This is a genomic window from Sphingomonas montana (assembly GCF_001956315.1).
Lineage (GTDB): Bacteria > Pseudomonadota > Alphaproteobacteria > Sphingomonadales > Sphingomonadaceae > Sphingomonas_R > Sphingomonas_R montana.
Genome location: NZ_MOLY01000020.1, coordinates 41307 through 48749, shown reverse-complemented (window position 1 = coordinate 48749; position 7443 = coordinate 41307). Strand labels below are relative to the sequence as shown.

The 7443-nt window shown below is 64.6% G+C and carries 8 protein-coding genes and 1 pseudogene; all 9 read left to right on the top strand.

Features of this window, described 5'->3' with window-relative positions:
• The coding region (locus tag BKY59_RS07640) for an MBL fold metallo-hydrolase (RefSeq protein ID WP_240500015.1) at positions 1-877 on the top strand (877 nt) is incomplete at its 5' end.
• Positions 878-1288: 411 nt separating this feature from the next.
• Positions 1289-1510 (top strand): WGxxGxxG family protein, encoded by a 222-nt coding sequence (locus BKY59_RS18340; RefSeq protein ID WP_076070294.1) that lies wholly within the window; start codon positions 1289-1291, stop codon positions 1508-1510.
• A gap of 30 nt (positions 1511-1540) precedes the next feature.
• Positions 1541-1756, top strand: coding sequence for a WGxxGxxG family protein (locus BKY59_RS07630; RefSeq protein WP_076070293.1), 216 nt, complete (start codon positions 1541-1543; stop codon positions 1754-1756).
• Between the two features lie 115 nt (positions 1757-1871).
• Entirely contained in the window at positions 1872-2966 is a 1095-nt protein-coding gene (locus BKY59_RS07625) for a zinc-dependent alcohol dehydrogenase (RefSeq protein ID WP_206362035.1), read from the top strand.
• Positions 2967-2979: 13 nt separating this feature from the next.
• Positions 2980-3459: a hypothetical protein gene (locus BKY59_RS07620; protein WP_076070303.1), complete on the top strand. Its 480-nt coding sequence runs from the start codon at positions 2980-2982 to the stop codon at positions 3457-3459.
• Between the two features lie 452 nt (positions 3460-3911).
• Positions 3912-4271, top strand: coding sequence for a hypothetical protein (locus BKY59_RS07615; RefSeq protein ID WP_076070291.1), 360 nt, complete (start codon positions 3912-3914; stop codon positions 4269-4271).
• A gap of 21 nt (positions 4272-4292) precedes the next feature.
• A pseudogene (pncB, locus tag BKY59_RS07610) lies at positions 4293-5597 on the top strand (nicotinate phosphoribosyltransferase).
• Positions 5598-5766: 169 nt separating this feature from the next.
• Positions 5767-6534 (top strand): histidine phosphatase family protein, encoded by a 768-nt coding sequence (locus BKY59_RS07605; protein ID WP_076070290.1) that lies wholly within the window; start codon positions 5767-5769, stop codon positions 6532-6534.
• The gene (locus BKY59_RS07600; protein ID WP_076070289.1) at positions 6531-7412 is read left to right on the top strand and encodes an NAD(P)H-hydrate dehydratase; all 882 of its coding nucleotides are present in this window, start codon (positions 6531-6533) and stop codon (positions 7410-7412) included. The genes BKY59_RS07605 and BKY59_RS07600 overlap by 4 nt, the downstream gene beginning before the upstream one ends.
• The last annotated feature ends 31 nt before the right edge of the window (positions 7413-7443 follow it).

Genomic DNA, 7443 nt, shown 5'->3' with positions numbered 1-7443 from the left:
CCTCGAACGATGGGAACCGGCGTTGCGCATCCACCATCTGAACTGCGGCACGGACTGCCCCCTGGGCGGGGCGCTCTTTGATGGGCGCAGCAGGGGGTTGCTCGGCCGGATCATATGCCATTGCCTGCTAATCGAGACGGACGCGCACGGACTAGTGCTGATCGATACCGGCTATGGTTTGCGTGATGTCGCCCATCCGCACCGCGGTCCGGAACCGCGTATCACCCGGCCGTGGCGGCTGCTCCTGAACATTCGCCTGCGGGAATGCGACACCGCAATCCGACAGATCGAGGCGCTCGGTTTCCAGGCGTCGGACGTCCGTCATATTGTGGCGACGCATCTCGATTTCGACCACGCCGGCGGGCTGGAGGATTTTCCGAACGCCATCGTTCACGTCATGGCGCGTGAATATGATGATGCGACGGGGCCGCACGCGGGCGTCGTCGCGCGCAACCGCTGGCGCACGTCGCAACTGAACGACGTACGCAACTGGCGTCATTACGGCGCCTTGGGCGAACCCTGGTTCGGTTTCGACGCGGTGCGCAATCTGGACGGCCTACCGCCTGAAATACTGCTCGTGCCGCTGCCCGGCCATACCTGGGGCCACGCCGGCGTTGCGGTCCGCGGGTCCGACGGACGCTGGCTGCTCCATGCCGGCGATGCTTATTTCCATCGTGGTGAAATGCGGCAAGCGCGGCGACACTGCACGCCGGGCCTGCGCGCGTACCAGCGATTGATGGAAGTCGATGCGACCAGCCGCATGGCCAACCAAGGGCGGCTGCGCAGCCTTTCGATCGAACGTCGTGCCGAAGTGACCGTCACCTGCGCGCACGATCCCGTCGAACTGGAACGCTGTCGCGCCGGTTCGCCGCTCTGACCCTGCACCTCCAGGCTTGCGATCGGTCTCGACGACGCGAGCGAGGTCCCCGCCGATCCTCCCATGATCCCATCAAAGCAGCGGGTCCGCCCCGGTCGGCGGTCGGCATGATCGTGCACCTGCGCCTTGCATGGGCTTCGATCTCGACGGCAAGTGACGGTTTCACGCCGCCCCCTAGACGGACGGAATATTCGCCTATGCAGCAACGGTGAACCGGGCCTGATCGGTGCGGAACATGTTGCCTTTGTTCACCGGCCGATTGATTGATCCAGATCACATGGCAATAATATCATAGATCAAATATAATGCGAAAATCACTATTATTCCACCACAACCTTCAACTAATTCGGAACGAGTACGAAATTGTGATGTTCTGGTAATCACTGGATAACGATTAAAGCAGGGAACATCATGGCGCATCCTCGATATATCCTGTTTGCTGTCGCGAGTGCGGGGTTCATACCGACCGCGCTTCCTGCGCAGAACAGTATGACCGGTATCGCGACCGAGACACAGGAGCGACGGTCCGAAGGTCAGGACCAGCAGATCCCATGGGATTATCTGGGCCTGCTCGGTCTCGCCGGCCTTGCCGGGCTTCGCAGACATCATGCCGCCCCCGCCCCGCGAAACTGAAGTCCCCCGAACAAACCAAAGGATATTGTCATGAAGACACGGCTTTCGATCGTCGTTGCGGCATCGGCACTTGCTGCAATCACCCCTGCCACCGCGAATGCCCAGTCCACCAGCGACGGCGGAACCGCAACGACGCAGACCCGGGAAGACGATGATTTTCCCTGGGGTCTGCTCGGACTCGTCGGGCTGGCCGGGCTCATCCCGCGCAAGCGGCCGGTTCATGTCGACACCCGCACCGCGCGCTAGATCTGCCGACGGCTGCAATCGACGCTCCGATCGCAAGATCGGACCAAATCAGGGCTAGCACATGCTTGCGATGAATTACCGCGGTCCGTATCGGGTCCGCGTCGACGAGAAGCCGATGCCGATAATCCTCCATCCGGAGGATGCGATCGTCCGTGTTACTCGATCCTGCATTTGCGGGTCCGATCTGCACCTCTACCACGGCATGGTCCCCGACACGCGGGTCGGCATGACGTTCGGGCACGAGTTCTGCGGGATCGTCGAGCAGGTGGGGCCGGAAGTGCGCAACCTGACGGCGGGGGATCACGTCCTCGTCCCCTTCAACATCGCCTGCGGCAAGTGCCAGTTCTGCCAGCAGGGCCTGTTCGGCAATTGTCACGAGTCCAACGCGCAGGCGACGGCAGTCGGCGGCATCTTCGGCTACTCGCACACCGCGGGTGGCTATGATGGCGGTCAGGCGCAATATGTGCGCGTCCCCTATGCCGATGTCGGGCCGATGGTAATCCCGGACTGGATGGATCCGGACGACGCGGTGCTGCTGACCGATGTCGTCCCGACCGGTTACCAAGCCGCCGAAATGGGCGGCATCCAGTCGGGCGACACGGTCGTCGTGTTCGGTGCCGGGCCGGTCGGGCTGATGGCCGCGCGGTCCGCATGGCTGTTCGGTGCAGGTCGCGTGATCATCATCGACCACATCGAATACCGCCTCGATTTCGCGCGGACGTTCTGCCCGGCGGAAGTCTATAATTTCCGCGAGATCGACGACATGGTAGTGTTCCTGAAGAAGCAGACGGACTCGCTGGGTGCGGATGTCTGTATCGACGCGGTCGGCGGCGACGCGGCCGGCAATGCTCTTCAGACCCTGATCGGTACCAAATTGAAGCTCGAGGCGGGCAATGCGATCGCGCTGCACTGGGCGATCAACGCGGTGAAGAAGGGCGGCGTGGTTTCGATCGTCGGCGTCTACGGCCCGACTGGCAACATCATTCCGATTGGGAATGTCGTGAACAAGGGCATCACGATCCGCGCCAACCAGGCGTCGGTCCGGCGACTGCTGCCCCGGCTCATCGACCATATCCAGGCCGGGCACCTGAACCCCAAGGCGATGATCACGCACCGCGTGCCGCTGGCCGACATCGCGGATGCCTATCATCTTTTCTCGGCCAAGCTCGATGGCTGCATCAAGCCTGTGGTTCTGCCCAATGGCGCATGAAGGAGAACCGGTCATGAGCAGGGAACTGGTCGATACGTCGAAGATCCCCGGCTGGGGTGTGGACGCAGACACGCGCAACAACCCGACCTACCCGATCCGCCACCGTGAGGATCTACAGACGGACGGGCTGAACTGGGACCGCCCGACGCAACAGGCACCCGATGTCGAGATACTGCAGTCGATCGAACATAACCGCCTGCCCGCAGTAGTCGGCACGTCGACGCCGCCGACCGGGCTCAGCGGCATGATCCGCCGCTATGCGTTCCGCCGCAGCGAGTCCGACTGGTGGCATTGGCTTCTGCTGATGGGTGCCGATCGGATCAATGTTGTCGAGGGCGTGATCGAGGATCTGAGTCACGGCAAGGTGCCCAACATCCCGGCCGAAATGGGTGGACGTGCCGAATGGCAGCACAACAAGAAGGGACTTGCGGTCAAGGTCGCGGTACTCGCCGGTGTGACGCTGGGTCTGCTCGCCCTGCGCAGGCGGCGCTGACACAGGGCCGGAACCCCGGGGAACGCGGTACGCGCGATCCAGCCATCTCTCTTCAACCCATGCATCCTTGGCTGCGCAGCGTTGCCGGTCACATCAACGCCGGCACCGAGCGGCGGCAGCGATGCCCGCTCCGCCGCCCCTCGCCGCCGCGCTGCCGGACCGGACTTGCTCGTGACTGCCGTCCGCGCCGGCTTCACCATCCCGAACTTGGGCGCATGACGGGACCGATCACCGACACGGACCATGCCGACGAGGCACTGGCGATGCCGCGCCGTGGCGGCCGCCTGCGCCAACTGCTCCCGCTCGCGTTGTTTTCGATGTGGCGATCCCGCTGAAGTTGTTGTTATTCAGCGGCGTCGTGCTGCGTCTGCTCTGATCATCGCGATCGGCGGCAGGAACGATCACGCGAGGGACCCGCCGGATCATTGCAGATTGGTCTTGAAGGAAAATCCATGCGGCCTTTGCTCCTCCTGATTTCATGCTGCCTCGTTTCGGCCTGCGGCTTCGGCTCCGACGCGCCCACCGTCATCGACGGCACCAGCGCGGAAACGTTCAATCGTACGTTGCGTGCGGCACAGGCCGATCTCGGCCCACGCGACCGGCTGAAGTTCGAGGCCGCTCTTTCCGAGTTCAAGGCCCGGACATTCGCCAGGGCAGACTCCCGTCAGGAATATCAGCGCCTGCTCCGCCGCGGGCTGGACGGACTGACCGCGCCGCGCATCGTTGACCGGTTCGACCGGGATGTCGGCCGGGTTGGCGATCAGGCCGCCGACGCCGTGTTCGATGCCAAACGTGCCCTGAACAGCAAGTAGACAGCAGGATGAGCGCGCTTCATGGCCGTCACAGATATCGCGACTTGGACCTACGATCACGGCTTCCGGCTTGACCCGATCGTCCGCAGCCTGCTCGACACCGATTTCTACAAGCTGTTGATGCTCCAGATGATCCGGCATCTCTACCCGGACGTGCAAGCGACCTTCGCGCTCATCAATCGCACGAAGTCGGTCCGCCTGGCCGACGACATCGACGAGGCGGAGTTGCGGGCACAGCTCGACCATGCGCGCACGATTCGGTTCAGCAAGAAGGAGCCTATCTGGCTGGCGGGCAACAGCTTCGCCGGACAGGCACGGATCTTCAAGCCCGACTTCATCGCCTGGCTGGCAGACTTCCGACTGCCCGACTACTAGCTGACCAAAGTCGACGGGCAGTTCGAACTGCAGTTCGCCGGACCCTGGACGCACACCACGATGTGGGAAATCCCGGCGCTGACGATCATCAACGAGCTTCGGTCCCGCGCGGCGACAAAGGGTATGGGTCGCTTCGCGCTCGATGTCCTCTATGCGCGTGCCAAGTCCAGACTGTGGGGCAAGGTCGAGCGGCTGCGCGCCTTGCCCAACCTCGTCCTCTCCGATTTCGGCACGCGCCGCCGTCACGGTTTCCTGTGGCAGCGCTGGTGCGTCGAGGCGCTGAAGGAGGAGCTGGGCCCCCGTTTCATCGGCACGTCGAACGTCCTGCTGGCCATGGACAATGATCTGGAAGCGATCGGAACCAACGCCCATGAACTGCCCATGGTGCGCGCCGCACTGGCGGAAAACGACGGGGATGTCCGCGCGGCCCCCTATCGCGTGCTCGACGACTGGCGGCACCATTATGCGGGCAATCTGCTGATCGTGCTGCCCGATGCCTTTGGCACTGCGTCCTTCCTGGAACACGCACCGGACTGGGTCGCGGACTGGACCGGCTTCCGCCCCGACAGCGCGCCCCCCATCGCCGGTGGCGAACGGATCATGCGCTGGTGGCAAGCGCATGGCCGCGACCCGGCTACCAAGCTCCTGATCTTCTCCGACGGCATGGACGTCGATTCGATCGAGCAAACCTACCGCCATTTCGACGGACGCGTCCGGATGAGCTTCGGATGGGGGACCAACCTGACCAACGACTTCCGCGGCTTTGCGCCGAACGGTGCCGCGGGGCTGGAACCGCTCTCGCTGGTTGCCAAGGTGGTGACTGCCAATGGCCGCCCCGCCGTCAAGCTTTCGGACAACCCCGACAAGGCGACCGGCGATCCCGCCGAGATCGCGCGCTACCTGCGCCTCTTCGGCGAGGAAGGCCGGTCGCGGATCCCGGTGGTCGTCTAGCCAAGCGCTACCCTCGACGGGCCTCGGCCAGCGGCAACGATGACGCGGGGAACAGCACGCGCTGCCATGCGCTTTTCGCACGATAGGGAGAAGCATGAATGGCCGGCATATGTCTGGTGAAATTATCGTCGCACGTCGGCCGGGCCGTAGTGTCCGGGATGCCGACGGCATGAGCCTCCACTGGCCGAGCAGGCTCTGGATCGTCCGTCACGGTGAAAGCGCGGGCAACGTCGCCCGGGACGCCGCGCACGCCCTTGGCGCGGACCGCATCGATCTAGCGACGCGGGACGTCGATATCATCCTGTCCGATCGCGGCGAGGAACAGGCACGCGCGCTCGGTACATGGTTCGCGCAGCACGAAGCCGGCGATCGTCCCGACGTCATGCTTGCCTCCCCCTATGCCCGCGCCCGCGCGACGGCTACGCTGTTCCGCGACGCGGGCGGCACGGCCGACGATGGCCCGATCTGCGTCGACGAGCGATTGCGCGAGAAGGAGTTCGGCATTCTCGATGGCCTCACGGTCAGCGGTGTCGCGTCGGTCTATCCGGACCAGGCGGAGTTTCGCCGGTTGCTGGGCAAATTTTACCATCGCCCCCCCGGCGGGGAGAGCTGGTGCGACGTTATCTTCCGGCTGCGCTCGCTGATGGATACGATCGCGCTCCACTATGCGGGCCGTCGGGTGATGATCGTCGCGCATCAGGTCGTCGTCCTCTGCCTGCGCTACGTCATCGAGAACATGACCGAGGAACAGATCCTGGCGATCGATCGCGAAGGGGACGTCGCGAACTGTTCGGTGACGGAATATGTTTTCGACGCCGACGATGGCGGGAGCAGCGGCATGACGCTGGTCCGTTACAATGCGGTAGCGGACTTTGGTGAAACTGGGTCGGCCGTGACGACTGCTGAACCGGATCGTACCGTGGGCGTGCGCGGATGAACGACGCAGCGACGCCTTTGGACAGCGCCTGGATCGCGGCGCACCCGGTGCCGGTCCATGGTCAGGGCACGACCAAGAACAGCCGCGGCCGCGTGCTCGTCATCGGCGGTTCGCGAATGGTCCCGGGGGCACTGAGGCTGACCGGGGAAGCGGCCCTCCGGGTCGGTGCCGGGAAGCTGCAGCTGGCAACCGTCGCTTCCGCCGCGCTGCCGCTTGGGCTGCTCGTCCCGGAGGCAGCGTCCATCGCCCTGCCCGAAGGCGAAGACGGTGAGATCGGCGACGCCGCGGATGCCCTGAAAAAGGCACTGAGCGCGTGCGACGCGGTGGTCCTCGGCCCCGGAATCGGCGACCCGGACGTCGCGTCCCGCTTTCTGCGGCTGGTGCTGCAGGTCCCGCGCGACGATGTGGTGCTGGTGATCGACGCGATGGCGATTGGTTGCCTGAAAGATCTGCGGTCCGACGCCGCGTCGTTCCGCGGAACCCTGATCCTGACCCCACACTATGGCGAGATGGCCATCCTGACCGGCATGGATGAGGAACAGGTCGCCGCCGATCCGGAACGGATCGCGGGCGACGTAGCGCGTGATTTCGGTGCCGTCGTGGTGCTGAAAGGCAGCGATACGGTTATCGCCGCACCCGATGGCGCCGTGCTCCATTATGGCGGCGGCGGTACGGGTCTGGCCACCGGCGGCTCGGGCGACGTGCTGGCCGGCGCGATCGGTGGCCTGCTGTCCCGTGGAACGCCGCCCGTCGTCGCGTCCGGCTGGGGCGTCTGGCTCCACGGCCAGAGCGGTCGACGCGTTGCCACCACCAGCGGGCCGATCGGCTTCCTCGCCCGGGAATTGCCGGACGAGTTTCCCCGCCTGTTGCCGCAATGACGTCCGCCGTCATTCTTCTGACCGATCCGTC

Coding starts and splice junctions, on each gene's coding strand:
- BKY59_RS18340 (WP_076070294.1), top strand. CDS start 1,289: ATGGCGCATCCTCGATATATCCTGTTTGCTGTCGCGAGTGCGGGGTTC.
- BKY59_RS07630 (WP_076070293.1), top strand. CDS start 1,541: ATGAAGACACGGCTTTCGATCGTCGTTGCGGCATCGGCACTTGCTGCA.
- BKY59_RS07625 (WP_206362035.1), top strand. CDS start 1,872: ATGCCGATAATCCTCCATCCGGAGGATGCGATCGTCCGTGTTACTCGA.
- BKY59_RS07620 (WP_076070303.1), top strand. CDS start 2,980: ATGAGCAGGGAACTGGTCGATACGTCGAAGATCCCCGGCTGGGGTGTG.
- BKY59_RS07615 (WP_076070291.1), top strand. CDS start 3,912: ATGCGGCCTTTGCTCCTCCTGATTTCATGCTGCCTCGTTTCGGCCTGC.
- BKY59_RS07605 (WP_076070290.1), top strand. CDS start 5,767: ATGAGCCTCCACTGGCCGAGCAGGCTCTGGATCGTCCGTCACGGTGAA.
- BKY59_RS07600 (WP_076070289.1), top strand. CDS start 6,531: ATGAACGACGCAGCGACGCCTTTGGACAGCGCCTGGATCGCGGCGCAC.